Origin of the sequence: Paraburkholderia fungorum, from assembly GCF_046027605.1 — a bacterium.
GTDB lineage: Bacteria > Pseudomonadota > Gammaproteobacteria > Burkholderiales > Burkholderiaceae > Paraburkholderia > Paraburkholderia fungorum_F.
Map to the genome: position 1 here is coordinate 195,059 of NZ_JAQQEF010000009.1, position 17,561 is coordinate 212,619.

Consider the following 17,561-nt stretch of genomic DNA (forward strand, 5'->3'; position numbering starts at 1 on the left):
GACCTAGCCAAAGAAGACTCCGCATGACCCACGAAGTGCCCACGCAGCCCGCCGCTTATGTGCTGGTCGTCGATGACGACGAAGGCATCCTGCGGCTCGCGCGCAAGTCGCTCGAACGCGCCGGCTGCCGTGTCGCAATCTGTCCGGGTGTCGAGGCCGCCCGCGAGCGGCTCGCCGCGGGCGCGCCCGACCTGCTCGTGCTCGACTACCAGTTGAACGGCGCGGAGAGCGGCCTCGACTTCTTTCGCCGCTTGCGCGCGGAGGGTGTGCGGATTCCCGCCATCCTCGTGACCGGCTTTACTGACGAATCTCGCGTGATCGAAGCATTGCGCGCCGGCGTATCCGATGTGGTGCCGAAATCCGGCGATTATCTCGATTACCTGCCCGAGGCGGTGGAGCGCGTGCTCTCGCAGGTGGGCTTGCAGAAGGCGTCGGACGAAGCGTTGCTGCTGCGCGACCGCGAACAGCACTACCGCACCTTGTCAGAGGCGTTGCCACACCTTGTGCTGACCTGCAATGCCGCGGGCGATTGCGATTTCCTTTCGAAGCAGTGGTTCGACTACACCGGGTTGACGGAAAGCAGTTCGTACGGTCTCGCGTGGCTCGACGCGGTGCATCCCGACGATCGCGAAGAGATTCGTCGTACCTGGCTGAAGGCCGTGACGAGCCGTGCCGGCGATTATCGGCACGAACTGCGGATTCGCCGCCACGACGGCGAATATCGCTGGTTCGACGCTCGCTTGGTTTCCATGCGCGACGCCGAAGGCAACGTCAGCAAATGGTTTGGTAGCTGCACCGACATTCATCCCCAGCGCGAGGCAATCGAGGAACGCGAACGGCTGCTCGCCTCGGAGCAGGCCGCCCGCCAGATCGCCGAAGAAGCCAATCGTGCGAAAGACCGCTTCCTCGCCATGCTGTCGCATGAATTGCGCACGCCGCTTACGCCGGTATTGGCGGGCGCCAGCGTGCTGGAGATGATTCCGGGTCTGCCTGATCAGGCGCGCGCGAGCGTGCGTATGATCCGCCGTAACGTCGAACTCGAGGCGCGCCTGATCGACGATCTGCTCGATCTCACGCGCGTGGCGAACGGCAAGCTGCGTTTGTCGCTCGAAACCGTCGACGTGCACGAAGTGATGGACAGTGTGCTCGAACTCTTTCGCAGCGAGATTCAGGTCAAGCAGCAGGACGTGCACGTCTACAAGAACGCTCAGAACCACTACGTGCTCGCCGACCGCGCGCGCTTGCAGCAGATGCTGTGGAATCTGATTCGCAACGCCGCCAAGTTCACGCCCGACGGCGGCCATATCTATGTGCGCACGCGCGATGAACGCATGCACGTGCAGATCTCGGTCGAAGATACGGGCATCGGCATCGAGCCCGAGCAGATCGGCAAACTGTTCAATGCATTCGAACAGGGCGACCAGAACATGACACGGCAGTTCGGTGGCCTGGGCCTCGGGCTTGCGATCACCAAGGCACTGACCGATGTGCACGGCGGCACGGTGATCGCCCAGAGCCCAGGCGCGCACTGCGGCGCGACGTTCACGATCACGCTGCCCACTGCCGCCGCGCCGGTCGAATCAACCCCCGTTGCAACACCCGATGAGGTGCATTCTCCAGGCCTCCTGACCATTTTGTTGATCGAAGACCACGTGGATACCGCCGAAGTGATGGAGCAGCTGATTCGCAGTCTGGGTCACGACGTGACGACAGTAGGCCGGGTGGACGACGCATTGGCCGCCACCCAGACGCAGACGTTCGATCTGGTGATCAGCGATGTGGGCTTGCCCGATGGCACCGGCCTCGATTTTGTCAAAGCGTTCCGCGAGCATTCGGATGCACCGGCGGTCGCATTAACCGGCTTCGGTACTGACGAAGATGTACGCCGTTGCCTGAGCGCCGGCTTTACTTCGCATTTGACGAAGCCTGTCAATTTCGGACAACTCGAGACGATGATCGAAAGCGCGGTGAGTCGGAAGGCGGAAAAGGAAAACGACGCTTAAGGGTTCGTTGTGTCGATGAGATCGGCGTAATGTGCGCGCGGTATGAAAAAGGCCTGTGGCGATTTCTTCGCAACAGGCCTTCTTTGTTATTCGCACCAGGTAGTCTGCCGGCGCGAATTGTTAACCCAGCTTAATGTGACTCAGCGTGGCTTTAAACGCCTTGGCGCGGCGGCGAGTTCTTCAGCGAATCGCGGATTTCACGCAGCAGCAGGACGTCTTCCGGCGGGGGCGCCGGCTCTGCCGGTGCGGCTTCAAGCGGCTTGCGCAGATTGTTGATGAACTTGACCATCAGGAAAATGATGAACGCGAGGATCAGGAAATTAATTGCCACAGTGATGAACGAGCCATAACCGAACACCGCGACACCGGCCGTTTGCAAGTCTTTATAAGACTCGGGACTGCCTTTGAAGCTCGGGGGAATATCGCCGAGGCGAATGAACTTGTTGGAAAAATCGAGGCCGCCGGTGGCGACGCCGACAACCGGCATGATCAGGTCTTTAACAATTGAATTGACGATGGTGGAAAATGCGCCGCCGATAATCACCCCGACGGCGAGATCCATTACGTTGCCTTTGAGGGCAAATTCCTTGAATTCCTTGATCATGCTCATATGCGTTTCTCCCAGAGGTCGATAATCGAATCATACCAATCTGAGAAGGATAGGCTAGTCCTTTGGCTAGTCTTTCGGCCCGGAAAGAGATCAAGGCGTTTTATTCTGGAAACTGTGACTGGCTATGGCGGGCCCGTTCGATATGCGCGGCAAAACTGACCGGGTCGGTATTGGTGCCGCACAGCAGCACGCCGACGCGCTTGCCTTGCAGTGATTCGCGCAGCGGTCCGAGTAGCGCAGCCGTTGCGGCGGCGCAGGCCGGTTCGACGGCCAGCTTAAGTTGTCCGAACAAGGTCAGCATGGCGGCGCGCAACTGGTCGTCGGAGACGGTCACGAGCTGGTCGATATGACGGCGGCACAACTCGTAGCTGTATTCCTCGGTATGCGGCGACATCAGCGAATCGGCAATGCCGTGCATGTGGCCCATCTTGACCGTGTGATTGGCCGCGAAGCTTTTGCCCATTGCATCCGCGCCTTCCGGTTCGACGCCATACACGTGCACGCGCGGATTGGCGAGCCGCATGGCGGTGGCGACGCCGGCCGCGAGACCGCCGCCGCCGATCGGCACGATCACCGCTTCGAGATCCGGCGTTTGCGTGGCCCATTCATAGCCGAGCGTGGCCGAACCCAGCACCGTGCGATAACCGTTGAACGGGTGCACGAAATAGCGGCCTTCCTCTGCCTCGATACCGCGCACGAGTTCGAACGCTTCGGCAATGTCTTCCGCGAACACGATGTCGGCGTGATATTGCCGGCACAAGGCGACGCGCGCCGGATTGGCCGCGCGAAACAGCACGACCTTCGCGCTGATGCCAAGACGCATGGCCGCATACGCCACCGCCACCGCGTGATTACCGCCCGATACACAGGTGACGCCTGCGCTGCGTTGCGCTTCGTCGAGTGCGAGCAGGTTGGTGAACGCGCCGCGCGCCTTGAAACTGCCGCCCGCTTGCAGCAACTCGAACTTGAAGTTCACCACCGTGCCTTCCAGCGACGGAAAGTCGAGCCGGTCGAACACCGGCGTTCGCGTCACCCACGGCGTCAACGCAAAGTGCTGGGTGGCGATGGCGTCGAGCGTGGGGATCGGCTCGCCGTCGATCGTATGGTCGGTGTGCTGCGGTGTGGCGGTTGACATGGCGTGGGCGTTTTTTTCTCGTATAGCTAAGACTCTTGTTGCGTCAGTCCGGTTCAGTGCACGTGTGCTTCGACCGACATGCTGTGGATGAATTTTTGCAGGAAGCGCTCGCATGCCACGAGCTGATCCAGGGCGACGAATTCGTTGGCCTTGTGGGCCTGCTGGATGTCGCCGGGGCCGCACACAATGCTTGGAATGCCCGCCAGCGAGAACAGGCCGGCTTCGGTGCCGTACGCGACCTTGCGCTTGTCCTGATCCGCGGTCAGCGCGCGTACGAGTTGCGTGATCGCGGCTTGTTCAGACGAATCGAGTCCGGGCGCGGCAGCGATTTTCGTAATCTCGATGGCCGCGGATGGATGCTCGCGCAACATTTTCGGCAGCAGCGTTTCGCGCGCGTATTGATCGATGCGCGCGAAGATCGGTTCAGGATCGAGCGTGGGCAGATTACGGAATTCGAACTGGAATTTGCATTCGGCCGGCACGGTATTGATTGCATTGCCGCCCACGATCGTGCTGGTTTGCGCCGTGGTGAAGGGCACGTCATATTGCTCGTCGAACGGGCCTTGCGCGCGGAACTGATCGGCCATATCGCGGATGTAGCAGATCAGGCGCGCGGCGTATTCGATGGCGTTCAAACCCTTCGGTGTCAGCGACGAATGCGCCGCCTGGCCGCGCACGCAGCACTGATACGCGTTGATGCCTTTGTGCGCCACGATCGGGCGCATGCTGGTCGGCTCGCCGACAATGCAACCGTCCGGCTTCACGCCGCGCTTCATCAGATCGGCAATCAGCAGCGGTGCGCCGGCACAGCCTATTTCTTCGTCGAACGACAACGCGAAGTGAATCGGCCTCGCGAGTTTGGTGCGTTGCATGTCGGGCACGAGCGATAGCGCCGCGCCGATGAAGCCTTTCATATCGCACGTGCCGCGGCCGTACAGTTTATCGCCGCGAATTTCCGGCTTGAACGGATCGCTGTCCCATTGCTGGCCGTCTACGGGCACGACATCCGTATGGCCCGACAGCACCACGCCGCCGTTGGTCTCGCCGTCATGCGCGGGAATCGTCGCGAACAGATTGGCCCATTTGCCTCTTTCGTCGTGGGTGAGCGTGGCTTCGATGCCGACTGCGCGCAGTTCGTCGCGCACGGTCTCGATCAGACCGAGATTCGGATTGCGGCTCACCGTGTCCATCGACACGAGACGGGTTACCCAGGGAAGCGACGCGGGCGAGGAAGCATTCGATTCAGAAGCGGGTGTTTGCGAGGATTGCGCTGATTCAGCGACGTGAGACATGACAAGACTCCGGCATTTGAGTCTTTCGATCATACCCAAAAAAAACGCGCCCGTATGCTGCGGCACGCGTTTGCGCACCGCAGCATGGATGAAAAACGGCTGGACGTACGCTGTTTTTAACCGCGCCGGCGTGGGTGCCGGTATTTGCGCCGGTGTCGACGCAATACCGGCGCGCTGGCAGCGCGACGCCGCGCTACGCACTACGCGCTACGTCAGCGCACAGCCGCCGCGGCAGGCGTGCCGCGGCTGGGCGTTCCGAGTGCGCGCAAGGTTTCTTTCACCGTCGCCACCCGTACGGCCAGATCGGGGCTGCGTGTTTCGATACGCAGCTTGTCCTGGCCCGCGAGCTTGATGTGCTTGTGTTTCTGCACCATCTCGATGATCCGCATTGCGTCAATAGGCGGATTAGGGATGAACTGCAAGCCGATCACGGTTTCGCCCGCATCGATTTTCGAAATGCCCAAGGGCTTGGCCGCGAGACGCAGACGATGCGTCTCGATCAGCGCATGCGCCTGCGGTGGCAGCTTGCCGAAGCGGTCGATCAACTCTTCCTGAATGCTATCGATCGAATCGTTGTGTTCGCAATTAGCGAGGCGCTTGTACAGCGACAGACGTTCCTGCACGTCGCCGCAATAGTCCGCGGGCAGAATCGCGGGCGCGTGCAGATTGATTTCGGTGGTCGCGGCGAGCGGGGCGGTGAGGTCCGGTTCCTTGCCTTCCTTGAGCGCCTTCACGGCGTCGTTCAGCATGTCGGTATAGAGCTGGAAACCGATCTCGTGAATCTCGCCCGACTGCTTGTCGCCGAGCACTTCGCCCGTGCCGCGAATCTCGAGGTCGTGCATCGCCAGATAGAAGCCCGAACCGAGTTCCTCCATCTGCTGGATGGCTTCCAGGCGGCGTTGCGCCTGCTTGGTCAGGCCTTGCGGGTCATGCACCAGCAGATACGAGTACGCCTGGTGATGCGAGCGGCCGACGCGGCCACGCAACTGGTGCAATTGCGCGAGACCGAACTTGTGGGCTCGGTGAATCAGGATCGTGTTGGCGCTCGGCACGTCGATACCGGTTTCGATGATCGTCGTGCACAGCAGAACGTTCGCGCGCTGTGCAACGAAATCACGCATCACGCGTTCGAGTTCGCGCTCATGCATCTGTCCGTGCGCGACCGCGATACGTGCTTCAGGGACGAGCGCTTCGAGCATCTGCCGCCGATTCTCGATTGTCTCGACTTCGTTGTGCAGGAAGTACACCTGGCCGCCGCGCTTCAACTCACGCAACATGGCCTCGCGAATCACGCTGTCTTCTTCACGACGCACGAAGGTTTTGATCGCGAGCCGCTTTTGCGGCGCCGTGGCGATCACCGAGAAATCGCGTAGGCCTTCGAGCGCCATGCCGAGCGTACGCGGGATTGGCGTGGCGGTGAGCGTGAGCACATCGACTTCAGCGCGCAACGCTTTCAATGCCTCTTTCTGGCGCACGCCGAAGCGGTGTTCCTCGTCGATGATCACGAGCCCGAGCCGCTTGAACTGCACATCCGAGGACAGCAGCTTGTGCGTGCCGATCACGATATCGACCGTACCTTCGTTGATCTGCTGGATCGCCGCGTTGACCTCCTTGGTTGACTTGAAACGCGACAATTCGGCGATCCGCACCGGCCAATCGGAGAAACGGTCGGTAAAGGTTTGCGTGTGCTGTTCGGCGAGCAGCGTGGTGGGCGAGAGCAGCGCAACCTGCTTGCCGCCCATCACCGCAATGAACGCCGCGCGCAAGGCCACCTCGGTCTTGCCGAAGCCGACGTCGCCGCAAACGAGGCGATCCATCGGTTTGCCGCTTGTCATGTCGCCGATCACCGCGGCAATCGCGGCGGCCTGGTCCGGCGTCTCCTCGAAGCCGAAGCTCTCGGCGAACTTCACATAGTCTTTCGGTTCAAGCGCGAATGCATGGCCTTCGCGCAGGGCGCGCCGGGCATACAGGTTCAGCAGTTCCGCCGCGGTGTCGCGGATCTGTTGAGCGGCTCTGCGTTTAGCCTTTTCCCACTGGCCGGAGCCGAGCGAATGCAACGGCGCGCTTTCCGGATCCGCACCGCTGTAGCGTGAGATCACGTGCAACTGCGCGACCGGCACGTAGAGCTTGCTGTTGCTAGCGTATTCGAGGTGCAGGAACTCGGTCTCGCCTTCGCCGAGGTCCATTGTGACGAGGCCCATATAGCGGCCGATGCCGTGCTGCGAATGCACGACCGGATCGCCTACCTTGAGCTCGGACAGATCGCGCACCATCGAATCGACGTTGCTGGCCTGTTCCTGGCGCCGCCGCCCGGTACGGCGCGCGAGCGGCCCATAGATCTCGGTCTCGGTGATGATCGCGAAACCGTCGGCCGGCACCGCAAAGCCGTTGGCCAAAGGTGCGACGCCTAGCGAAAAACGCGCGTCGCCCAAGAGCCAGTCCTGGAAGCTGTCGCTCGACGCGGGCCGCAGATGATTGTCGGCAAGCAACTGCAACAGGGTTTCGCGCCGGCCGGCCGATTCAGCGGCGAACAGCACGCGGTTCGGCGTGGTGTCGAGATAGGCGCGCAAAGCCGAAACCGGATCTTCCGCATGGCGGTCGATCGCGAGATTGGGCAGCGGCACGGACCAGCCGCCGCCCGCGTTGGCGGGCAAGACGAGCCGCGCGAACGGCTTGGCGAACGTGAAGAAATCCTCGTCCGAGAGGAATAGCCGCTGCGGTTCCAGAATCGGCCGGTCCCGGTCGTGCGACAGGAAGTTGTAGCGCTGCTTCGTGTCGTTGGTGAAGCGCTTGATCGCCGCGTCCAGATCGCCGACGAACGCCAGTTGCGCGCCCTCGGGAAGATAGTGGAACAGCGTGGCCGTTTCGTCGAAGAAGAGCGGTAGATAGTATTCGATGCCCGCCGATGGCACGCCGTTGCCGATATCCTTGTAGATCGACGCACGGCTCGGGTCGCCCTCGAAGGTCTCGCGCCAGCGGCTGCGGAAGGCCGTGCGGGCGGCTTCGTCGAAGGGGAATTCGCGGCCGGGCAGCAAACGCACGTCCTTCACGGGATAAAGGCTGCGCTGCGTGTCAGGGTCGAACGCGCGGATCGAGTCGACCTGGTCGTCGAACAGGTCGATCCGGTACGGCAGGGCCGAGCCCATTGGATACAGGTCGAGCAGCGAGCCGCGCACGCAGTATTCGCCGGGACGCACCACCTGGCTGACGTGTTCGTAGCCGGCGAGCGTCAACTGCGCTTTCAGTCTGGCTTCGTTGAGGCGTTCGCCTTGCGAGAAGGAGAACGTGTAGCCCGCCATGAACGAGGCAGGGGGCATGCGGTACAGCGCGGTGGTGGCGGGTACCAGCAGGATGTCGCAGCGGCCTTCGCCGAGATCGTGCAGCGTGGCGAGCCGCTCGGAGACGAGATCCTGGTGCGGCGAGAAAGTATCGTAAGGCAGCGTTTCCCAGTCCGGCAGCAAGCGTACGCGTGCCTCGGGCGCGAAAAAGCCGATTTCCTGCGCGAGGCGCTGCGCGTCGACGGCGCTTTCGCAGACGACCGCCAGCAGCGGCACCTTCTCGCGATAGGCGAGATGGTAGCGGGCGATCAGCAGCGCGTCGGACGAGCCGTGCGTGCCGTCGAAGGCAAAACGCTGACCGGCCTTGACGAGCGCGACGGGCGGGGAGTACTGCGATGTTGCGGCGATGTCTGGCATAGAAGAGAAAAAGCGGCCTCGGGCTCACACGTGATCGGCAAGTTTACGCGTGTCGGGGCGTGGATGCGAAGGACCTATTATAAAATCCGTCCTTTACTTTGACCTCGCGGCATCCGCACTCGTGACTTCCCGTCTATTTGCCCTGATTCCGTGCGCAGGCACCGGCAGCCGTTCCGGCGCCGCGATGCCCAAACAATATCGCACTGTCGCCGGTCGCGACATGTTGCATTATTCGCTGGCGGCCTTTGACGCCTGCAGCGAGTTTGCGCAAACCCTTGTCGTGATTGCCCCCGACGACCAGCACTTCGACGCGCGCCGTTTCGCTGGCTTGCGTTTTGCCGTGCGCCGCTCGGGCGGGGCGTCGCGCCAGGCGTCGGTGCTGAACGGGCTGCACGCGCTGGCCGAATTCGGCGCGCACGACGACGATTGGGTGCTGGTGCACGACGCCGCGCGGCCGGGCATTACGCCTGGCTTGATCCGCACGCTGATCGGTGCGCTGAAGGAGGACGCGGTGGGCGGCATCATGGCGTTGCCGGTGGCGGACACCCTGAAACGGATCGACGCGGCTTCGCCGGACGGACGGATCGCCCGCACTGAAGGTCGCGACGGGCTGTGGCAGGCGCAGACGCCGCAGATGTTTCGCATTGGCATGTTGCGCGAGGCGATTTTGCGCGCGCAGGCCGACGGTCACGATCTGACGGATGAGGCAAGCGCAATCGAATGGCTGGGACACGCGCCGAAGCTGGTTCAGGGCAATTTGCGCAACTTCAAGGTGACGTATCCGGAAGACTTCGATCTGGCCGAGGCGATTCTGAGCCGGACGTCTTTGGCTTCCTGAATGGATCAATCTGGATCAATCAAATTTTAGTTAATGGAATCGAGGGCTTGACGCATATGGATTTTAGAATTGGGCAGGGTTATGACGTGCATGCGCTGGTGCCGGGACGGCCGTTGATTATCGGCGGCGTGACGATTCCTTATGAGCGCGGACTGCTTGGGCACTCGGATGCCGATGTGCTGTTGCATGCGATTACGGATGCGATTTTTGGCGCTGCCGCGATGGGGGATATTGGGCGGCATTTTTCCGATACCGATGCTGCGTTTGCTGGCGCGGATAGCCGGGTTTTGTTGCGGGAGTGTTTTGCCCGGGTTAAGGCGGCTGGGTTTTCTATTGCCAATGTGGATAGCAGTGTGGTGGCGCAGGCGCCCAAGCTGGCGCCTCATATTGAAGGGATGCGGGCTAATATCGCTGCGGATCTTGACCTGCCGGTTGAGCGGGTGAATGTCAAGGCGAAGACTAATGAGAAGCTGGGTTATCTCGGGCGCGGGGAGGGGATCGAGGCGCAGGCGGCGGTTTTGTTGATCAGGAATTGATGATGGTTTTTTGCCGTACCGGTGTTAGGTTTTGGATGCCTGCGGCGTGGTGTTTTTTTTGACCTGGTTGTCTGCTCGGCGCTTGTTCTTTGTGCTTTTATGGCGGTAGCGTTTTCTTGGGCTGGCTCCTTGGTCTTTCCATGATCTGAATTTTTGGCCTTTCCTTGAATTGGTATTGGTCTATTAGTGTTGCCCCTGTGCGGGGCGGCACTTACTTTCTTTGCCGCGGCAAAGAAAGATAAGCAAAGAAAGCCGCTCACCCCGCCAGCTCATAAGCGGGTCCCCCGCACAGTTGCGGTAGTGGTGCATCTGGAATCCGTGCTCTCGCGCATTCGGCGTGAGTGACCAGGCAGTCATACTTCCGGCGGCGCTGCGCGCGCCGACACGGTACTTCACTAAACCATCTGCTGCGTTTTAGCGCTCACGTTTTGCGTGATTCCGTGGCACGTATTGCATTACCACTGCGACTTCCAGGCCCGAATAACGCTCGAAGGGCAGGTTTGCTCACGAGTGCAGAAACGATCCGCCGAGGCAGAGCCAACGGCCCCCACTGCACGAACCGAAGCCCCAGGTTTCCCATGTAGACCCGGCCGCGACGCACGCAGTGCGGAGTGGGAGCTGATGAGTGCCTGGTCACCGACGCCGAATGTGCGAGAGCACGGATTCCAGATGCACCACTACCGCAACTGTGCGGGGGACCCGCTTATGAGCTGGCGGGGTGAGCGGCTTTCTTTGCTTATCTTTCTTTGCCGCGGCAAAGAAAGTAAGTGCCGCCCCGCACAGGGGCAACACTAATAGACCAATACCAATTCAAGGAAAGGCCAAAGACCCAGTTCAAGAAAAGCCCAAAGACCCAGTTCAAGAAAAGCCCAAGCGCCACGCGCCCTTACAACGTAGAGCCGCCAACCTCGCGATTGCAAGGGCACTGTTCGCCCGTCTGCAAACCGTCCAGAATCCGCAGCACTTCTTCCGGATTGCGCCCGACGTTCAGGTTGTTCACCGAAACATGCTGAATCGTGTTGTCCGGATCGACGATGAACGTCGCCCGTAGTGCCACGCCTTCTTCCGCGTCGCGCACGCCCAGCTGATCGATCAGTTCGCCCTTCACGTCGCCGAATGAATAATGGTTCAGCTTGCTCAAGTCCTTGTGCTCACGGCGCCATGCCAGCTTGACGAATTCGTTGTCCACGCTGCCGCCCATCAAGACCGCATCGCGCTCGTCGAAATCCTTGGCCAGTTTGCCGAATTCGACGATTTCCGTCGGACAGATGAACGTGAAATCCTTAGGGTAGAAATAGATAATCTTCCACTTGCCCGGAAATGACTGCTCCGTGATCTCTTCGAATGCGGAAACGCCATGCTCTTCGTGGTGATTGAAGCCCGGCTTGGCCGCAGTGACGGTGAACGCTTCAACTTTATCGCCAACGGTTTTCATGCGAATACTCCTTCGTTTGATGGAAAAATTGCATGTTGAGGCTACAGGTTCGCCGTAGCGAGCCCGTTATTCGTCTCCGACATTGACCTATAGGATCATTCGTCCAGTAGTTTTATCCTGGCAAGTCGCGTGCTGATAGTCGACCCGGCCGGTGGTCGCAGGAACCGCACAAAGGCGCGGAAAATCAGGCGCCTTTTGCCAGCGGAAACTCGATCGTCACTTCGAGCCCCGGTCCCGGCGTGCGGTTGCGCAGTCGCAGCGCGCCGCGATAACGGCCGACCAGTCGCTGCACAATGGCCATGCCCAGTCCCGTGCCGTTCGCCTGGGTGCGCGCTGAGTTCACACGGTAGAACGGTCGTGTGACAAGGGCCAGTTGGTCTTCAGGAATTCCGGGTCCCTCGTCGACAACGGACAACTCGACCCGAGAGTGTGATACCCGCGTTTCGAGAATCACATGCGGAATGCCGTCGCCATCGCTCAAGCCGTACTTGCGCGCGTTCTCCAGCAGATTGCCGACCACGCGCCGCATGTCGGTTTCATCTGCCTCGATCACCGCCGATGGCGCAAGACGCGTGATCAGCCGCATGCTGTCCTCGCTCTGCATCCGCGCGGCCAATTCGCCGGCGATCACCGACAGATCGACAGGCTCCGGAACCCGCTGCACCGGACGAGCGTAATCGAGGAACCGGCCGATGATCATGTCCATCTGCTCGATGTCGTCGACCATCGCGTCTTTGGTGGCCTGATCGGACGGGCTCATTTCGGTTTCGAGTCGCAATCGTGCAAGCGGTGTGCGTAGATCGTGCGAAATGCCCGCCAGCATCAGCGCGCGGTCGGCCTCGAGTTGTTCGAGGTCCTGCACCATCTGGTTGAAACTGCGATTGGTCTCGGCGGCGACACCCATGCCGCGTTCCGGCAAGGGTTCAGGCGACTGGCCCGAGCCGACCTTGCGCGCGGCCATGGCGAGCCGGGCGAACGGGCGATTCACGAGACTCGTGATGAACGCCGCGCCGAACAGGGATAGCGCCAGCGCGAACACGCCCCAGCCGGCCCACTGCAAGCCTGTCGCGTTGTCCAGTTGGTCGCGGTCGAGCGCCACCCAGTAATCGTCGTCGTCGATCTTGAAGCTGATCCAGACGCCGGGGATGTCGTTGACACTCTGTGCAATGACCGTGTCGTCGCCGAGGCGGCCGCGAATGTCATGTTCGATCAGCCGGTTCAGCGACTCGTCGGGCTGGAGTTTGTATTTGTCGGTGGTTTCCCGTGGGTACACGCGCACCCCTTCATTGCTCTCCAGATCCTGCAGCAGGGCGCGCCGCAGGTCCGGATCGGAATAGAGGAGGGCGGTGCGTGTGAGCTTGACGATGGCAACCAGTTGCAAAGCCACGCGCTGTGCGCGCGGCTCGCGTTCGATCACCCGAAAGCTCTGGAACCACGCGGCGAGACTGACTGCGATCAACAGCGCGATCAACAGAAAGGTCCGCCAGAAAAGGCCGCCGAACGCGAGCGTCAGGAGGCGCCGGTCGATCCGCATGGGCCCTTCTTATCTGGAAATGTCTTGCAGGGGACCCGAGTAAGTGCCTTGCATGGGAGCCGAGTGAGCGCGCTGAGGCGCGAACTCTGGTCGACCGCTAAAGCGCCAACTCTGGTCGACAGCGTTGCATGGGACCAGAGATAAGGCGCTAAAGCGCCAACTCTGGTCGACACAGGCGTTGAGAACAAACTCAGGCTGCGCCGTCAGGAATAAATACGTAGCCAAGGCCCCAGACGGTTTGGATGAAACGCGGGCTGCCTGGGTCAGGTTCGATCAGCTTGCGCAGACGCGAAATCTGCACGTCGAGGCTGCGGTCGAACACTTCGTATTCACGGCCGCGAGCCAGTTCCATCAGCTTTTCGCGCGACAGCGGCTGACGCGGGTGACGCGCAAATACCTTCAGCACCGAGAACTCACCCGTAGTCAGCGGAATTTCCTGGCCGGCCTTGGTGAGCGTGCGCGTGGCGAGATTCAGCGCGAACTCGCCGAACTCGAACACTTCGGTGGTTTCGGACGGCGCGCCCGGCAACTCCGAAGGCGATTGACGGCGCAGCACCGCATGAATCCGCGCGACCAGTTCGCGCGGGTTGAACGGCTTGGGCAGATAGTCGTCGGCGCCCATTTCGAGCCCGACGATACGATCGACGTCTTCACCCTTGGCCGTCAGCATGATGATCGGCGTGCGGTCGTTGCTGCCGCGCAAGCGGCGGCAGATCGACAGGCCGTCTTCGCCCGGCAGCATCAGATCGAGCACGAGCAAATCGAAACGCTCACGCACCCAGAGCTTGTTCATGGAGGGCGCGTTCTCGGCAACGTAGACATTGAAGCCCTGTTCACCGAGGTAGCGGCGCAGCAGATCGCGCAGGCGCGGATCGTCGTCGACGACGAGGATTTTCGAAGGGTTTTTAGTTTCCATGGTCGGCATCTTAGCGCGATTAGAAAGGGGTGCGCGGTTGCATCATTTAGCGGGTTACAGTCAGTTACAAAATTTACCCGCACTGTGGCACGACGTAAAGCAGGGGCAGGTAGACTCCTTTACTGAATGCGGCTGTTCGGTGGATACTTCACTCGACTAAAACTCTCGCACCCGGCTCGCTACCGGGGTCTGTATACGCATTTGAGGTAGCCGGTTGCCGCGCCACGAAGGGAACAACATGAAGGGAGGGGTTTGGCCGAATGTGCGCCTAAGCGTAATTGCACTGGCGGTAGCCGGGACGCTTGCAGGCACACTAGGACCAACGCTCGCCCACGCCCAGCCTGCAGCCGAGAGAGCTGCGAGCGAGCACGCACCCAGGTCCGCTAATCCCAAGGCGAATCGCCGCAGCCCCAACAACGACGGCCCCGCGTCCGACATCATGTTGCGCACCGCAGTCCCTCCCGATCTTGATCAACGTCGTCGTGATGGTCATATGACGCCCGACGAACGGCGCCTGTTACGACAGCACATCGAAGACGCTGTCCGGGAACTCTATAAACGGTAGCTATTTTCGTGCCTGGTCTGGGCGCGCTGCGGGCGCCGTTTGCGTGCGTGAAAGATTTCCTTGCACTTTCCCCGTCAACTTTGCTGTTCCGTCTGTCCCGTTGAGTCGCCAGAGCGCAGCGCGATTGCATGCGCGAAATGCCTGTTGACGATGCCATGCAACCGGATGATCGATGATCAAATCACTGACAGGCGGTCATGGTAGCAGTCGATGGCAGTCGTCGCCGTCGCGCTCGTGACCGTGACCTGGTGGTGTGTTCCGGCATTCGCTGGGCAGCAAGGCGCGGCTCATGCTCTCCATGGCAAACATCGCGCGCGGTCTGCTGCGTCAGCTTTTCCCACTAACGAGCAGGACCTTCTTGACGCCGACGACGCGCGCTTCTTCCTCCCGCGCATCGGCTTTGCGCCCGATAGTGGCGAGCTCGCGCAATACGTTGGACTCACCCGCGAGCAGGCCGTCGACAGGGTGCCGGCGACAGCCCGAACCGAAGCTGTCACGCCGCTGCCGGACTGGGTGCTCGAACCCATCCCGACTCGCGACATCCGCAAGACATGGACGGATGACCAGCGCCGCGACGAGCAAAAACTGCGCGGTCAGCGTTACGAAATATTACGTGCATGGTGGGTGCGCGAGATGCTGAGCACGCCGTCGCCATTGACCGAGCGCATGACGCTCTTCTGGCATAAGCACTTCACGTCGGATCAGGACAAGGTCCCATATCCGCAGCAGATGGCGCAGCAAAACACGCTGTTGCGCCGCCACGCGCTCGGCAACTTCGGCGAACTGTTGCACGCCGTCGCGGAAGATCCGGCGATGCTGCAATACCTCGATGGCGCGAGCAATCGCAAGGGAAAGCCAAACGAAAATTTTGCCCGCGAGGTGATGGAACTGTTCACGCTCGGCGAAGGACATTACACGCAGCGCGACGTCTCGGAAGCGGCGCGTGCCTACACCGGATGGGGCCTCGATCCCGACACTCAAGCCTACGTGTGGCGTGCCAACCAGCACGACGACGGCGACAAGACCGTGCTCGGTCAAACCGGTCCATTCGACGACGATCAGGTGCTCGACATCCTGCTTGCACGACCGGAAACCGCGACCTTCGTCACGACCAGGCTGTGGCGCGAGTTCGTCTCCGATACGCCGGACCCCACTCGCATCGCACCGATCGCCGCGCAGTTCCGCGCGAGTCACTACGATATCAAGGTGGCGCTGCGCGGCCTCTTCGTGAGCGACGCGTTCTGGAGCGAGGAATGAGCGCTCCGGCTAACGTAAAGCTCACCGTGAGCGGCGTGCCGGATAACGCACAGACGAAACCGCCGCTGCAGCGCGCAATGGCGCGCATCGGCCAGCCTGGCCACGGCGGCGTACGCTTTGACATCGGCACATGGCTTGCGCCGTACAACACCGCGCCAACGGCGAAGCTGGGGCTTTCGGCCGAGCTTCAGTTGCAGCACGCGGTCTTGCCGCTTACGCCAGTCGACGCGATCGACACCGATTCGACCGCCAGCGCTTATCTGGAGTCGTTGCTGATGGACCCGGCTTATCAGTTGAAGTGAATGACCTGGGCCGGCGGCGGAATTGAACCGCTCAACCGTTTAGCGACGATCAGCAGCGCAAATGAACGATCCGTCGACGGCAGCAGGACACGCGCCATGACAATCGAACGAGGTGCAGGATGAACCGACGCAGCTTTCTCTCGATGGGTGCAGCCGCCGGCGCGACGCTCTGGCTGCCACGCGCGTTCGGCGCGCAAGCGGCATCGGCGGCAGAAGTGGCGCAAGCGGGGGCAGCCCTGGGCGGCCCAACGAATCGTGGCTACGGCAACCTGCTGATTCTCGTGGAACTGAAGGGCGGCAACGATGGTTTGAATACCGTGATTCCGTTTGCCGATCCCGTCTACTATCAACTGCGCAAAAACATCGGCATCAAACGCGACCAGGCGATTCAACTCGACGAGCGCACCGCGCTGCATCCCTCGTTGCAGTCGCTGATGCCGCTTTGGCAAAGCCGGCAACTGGCGATCGTGCAAGGCGTCAGCTATGCGCAACCGAATCTGTCGCACTTCCGCTCGATCGAGATCTGGGATACCGCGTCGCGTTCGGACCAATATCTGCGCGAGGGCTGGCTCACGCGGGCATTTGCGCAGACACCGGTGCCCGCTGGTTTTGCCGCTGACGGCCTGGTGATCGGCAGTGCGGAAATGGGACCGCTTGCCAACGACGCACGTGTGATCGCGCTGGTCAATCCGGCGCAGTTCGTCAAGGCTGCGCGCTTCGCCACACCGGTGCCGCTGCACGAGCGCAATCCGGAATTCGCGCACATTCGCGACGTCGAGAACGACATCGTGAAAGCCGCCAACCATCTGCGTCCCACGCAAGCTGAGGCGCAATGGAAAACGGTGTTCCCTGGTGGAGCATTCGGCAGTTCGATCAAGACGGCGATGCAAGTGCTCGCCGCCAGCGACGCTCCGAAGCAAGTCCTCCTGGGGAACACGCCGCAGCGGCAGCCGAAGAGCGGGCAGGGCGTCGCGGTGATCCGTTTGACGTTGAACGGTTTCGATACGCACCAGAACCAGTCCGGTCAGCAGACGGCACTGCTTAGGCAACTGGCCGAAGGGTTTGTGTCGATGAAGTCGGCGCTGATGGAGCTCGGCCGTTGGGACCAGACGCTGGTGATGACCTATGCAGAATTCGGCCGCCGCCCACGTGAGAATCAGAGCAACGGCACCGACCACGGCACCGTGGCGCCGCATTTCGTGATGGGCGGCCGCGTGCTGGGCGGTTTGTATGGCGTGCCGCCGGTGCTTGCGCGGCTCGACGGCAATGGCAATCTGCCGGTCGGCGTCGATTTCCAGCAACTCTATGCGACCGTGCTCGGGCCATGGTGGGGACTCGACGCGTCCACGATCCTGCAGCAACGGTTCGAGCCGCTGCCGTTGCTACGCGTCTGAGAACGGGCGGCGCTTGCGCTTGTGCTTCAGTGTGCCGTGGTGGCCATTG

The 17,561-nt window shown here is 61.4% G+C and carries 12 protein-coding genes and 1 pseudogene; 6 read left to right on the top strand and 7 right to left on the bottom strand.

Annotated features, from left to right (window positions below):
• The first annotated feature begins 23 nt into the window (after positions 1-23).
• Positions 24-2,003: a hybrid sensor histidine kinase/response regulator gene (locus tag PQR53_RS17350; protein ID WP_408456070.1), complete on the top strand. Its 1,980-nt coding sequence runs from the start codon at positions 24-26 to the stop codon at positions 2,001-2,003.
• 151 nt (positions 2,004-2,154) lie between these two features.
• Here PQR53_RS17350 and mscL read toward each other — a convergent pair whose 3' ends face one another.
• The 4 genes from mscL to mfd all read right to left on the bottom strand — a co-directional run bounded on the left by mscL (position 2,155) and on the right by mfd (position 8,735).
• Complete coding sequence (mscL, locus tag PQR53_RS17355; RefSeq protein WP_408456072.1) at positions 2,155-2,613, bottom strand: large conductance mechanosensitive channel protein MscL; 459 nt, start codon at positions 2,611-2,613, stop codon at positions 2,155-2,157.
• A 100-nt stretch (positions 2,614-2,713) separates the two neighbouring features.
• On the bottom strand, positions 2,714-3,748 hold the full coding sequence (locus PQR53_RS17360) for a pyridoxal-phosphate dependent enzyme (RefSeq protein WP_408456074.1): 1,035 nt from the start codon (positions 3,746-3,748) through the stop codon (positions 2,714-2,716).
• Between the two features lie 53 nt (positions 3,749-3,801).
• Positions 3,802-5,040, bottom strand: a complete 1,239-nt coding sequence (argE, locus tag PQR53_RS17365) for an acetylornithine deacetylase (RefSeq protein ID WP_408456077.1) — start codon at positions 5,038-5,040, stop codon at positions 3,802-3,804.
• 212 nt (positions 5,041-5,252) lie between these two features.
• Entirely contained in the window at positions 5,253-8,735 is a 3,483-nt protein-coding gene (mfd, locus tag PQR53_RS17370; protein ID WP_408456079.1) for a transcription-repair coupling factor, read from the bottom strand.
• 121 nt (positions 8,736-8,856) lie between these two features.
• Here mfd and ispD point away from each other — a divergent pair, with 121 nt between their 5' ends.
• Entirely contained in the window at positions 8,857-9,573 is a 717-nt protein-coding gene (gene ispD / locus PQR53_RS17375) for a 2-C-methyl-D-erythritol 4-phosphate cytidylyltransferase (protein WP_408456082.1), read from the top strand.
• A gap of 56 nt (positions 9,574-9,629) precedes the next feature.
• Positions 9,630-10,109 carry a 2-C-methyl-D-erythritol 2,4-cyclodiphosphate synthase gene (ispF, locus tag PQR53_RS17380; RefSeq protein ID WP_179737218.1) on the top strand — a complete coding sequence of 160 codons (480 nt, stop codon included), beginning with the start codon at positions 9,630-9,632 and terminating at the stop codon, positions 10,107-10,109.
• A gap of 886 nt (positions 10,110-10,995) precedes the next feature.
• Here the strand turns inward: ispF and PQR53_RS17385 are convergent.
• The 3 genes from PQR53_RS17385 to ompR all read right to left on the bottom strand — a co-directional run bounded on the left by PQR53_RS17385 (position 10,996) and on the right by ompR (position 14,003).
• On the bottom strand, positions 10,996-11,544 hold the full coding sequence (locus PQR53_RS17385) for a peroxiredoxin (RefSeq protein WP_408456084.1): 549 nt from the start codon (positions 11,542-11,544) through the stop codon (positions 10,996-10,998).
• 184 nt (positions 11,545-11,728) lie between these two features.
• A complete protein-coding gene (locus PQR53_RS17390) occupies positions 11,729-13,078 on the bottom strand; it encodes an ATP-binding protein (protein WP_054039512.1) in 1,350 nt (449 codons plus the stop codon).
• 190 nt (positions 13,079-13,268) lie between these two features.
• Positions 13,269-14,003, bottom strand: a complete 735-nt coding sequence (ompR, locus tag PQR53_RS17395; protein ID WP_006048917.1) for an osmolarity response regulator transcription factor OmpR — start codon at positions 14,001-14,003, stop codon at positions 13,269-13,271.
• A 229-nt stretch (positions 14,004-14,232) separates the two neighbouring features.
• Between ompR and PQR53_RS17400 the strand changes: the two genes are divergently transcribed.
• The 3 genes and pseudogenes from PQR53_RS17400 to PQR53_RS17410 all read left to right on the top strand — a co-directional run bounded on the left by PQR53_RS17400 (position 14,233) and on the right by PQR53_RS17410 (position 17,512).
• Positions 14,233-14,559 (top strand): hypothetical protein, encoded by a 327-nt coding sequence (locus PQR53_RS17400; RefSeq protein ID WP_408456087.1) that lies wholly within the window; start codon positions 14,233-14,235, stop codon positions 14,557-14,559.
• Between the two features lie 210 nt (positions 14,560-14,769).
• Positions 14,770-16,118 (top strand): annotated as a pseudogene (locus PQR53_RS17405) (DUF1800 domain-containing protein).
• A gap of 119 nt (positions 16,119-16,237) precedes the next feature.
• Positions 16,238-17,512, top strand: coding sequence for a DUF1501 domain-containing protein (locus PQR53_RS17410; RefSeq protein ID WP_408456090.1), 1,275 nt, complete (start codon positions 16,238-16,240; stop codon positions 17,510-17,512).
• The last annotated feature ends 49 nt before the right edge of the window (positions 17,513-17,561 follow it).

Bases quoted from the DNA above. Each gene is read 5' to 3' on its own strand.
- argE (WP_408456077.1), bottom strand. From the start codon at position 5,040: ATGTCTCACGTCGCTGAATCAGCGCAATCCTCGCAAACACCCGCTTCT.
- PQR53_RS17400 (WP_408456087.1), top strand. From the start codon at position 14,233: ATGAAGGGAGGGGTTTGGCCGAATGTGCGCCTAAGCGTAATTGCACTG.
- PQR53_RS17360 (WP_408456074.1), bottom strand. From the start codon at position 3,748: ATGTCAACCGCCACACCGCAGCACACCGACCATACGATCGACGGCGAG.
- mfd (WP_408456079.1), bottom strand. From the start codon at position 8,735: ATGCCAGACATCGCCGCAACATCGCAGTACTCCCCGCCCGTCGCGCTC.
- PQR53_RS17410 (WP_408456090.1), top strand. From the start codon at position 16,238: ATGAACCGACGCAGCTTTCTCTCGATGGGTGCAGCCGCCGGCGCGACG.
- ompR (WP_006048917.1), bottom strand. From the start codon at position 14,003: ATGCCGACCATGGAAACTAAAAACCCTTCGAAAATCCTCGTCGTCGAC.
- mscL (WP_408456072.1), bottom strand. From the start codon at position 2,613: ATGAGCATGATCAAGGAATTCAAGGAATTTGCCCTCAAAGGCAACGTA.
- PQR53_RS17385 (WP_408456084.1), bottom strand. From the start codon at position 11,544: ATGAAAACCGTTGGCGATAAAGTTGAAGCGTTCACCGTCACTGCGGCC.
- PQR53_RS17350 (WP_408456070.1), top strand. From the start codon at position 24: ATGACCCACGAAGTGCCCACGCAGCCCGCCGCTTATGTGCTGGTCGTC.
- ispF (WP_179737218.1), top strand. From the start codon at position 9,630: ATGGATTTTAGAATTGGGCAGGGTTATGACGTGCATGCGCTGGTGCCG.
- PQR53_RS17390 (WP_054039512.1), bottom strand. From the start codon at position 13,078: ATGCGGATCGACCGGCGCCTCCTGACGCTCGCGTTCGGCGGCCTTTTC.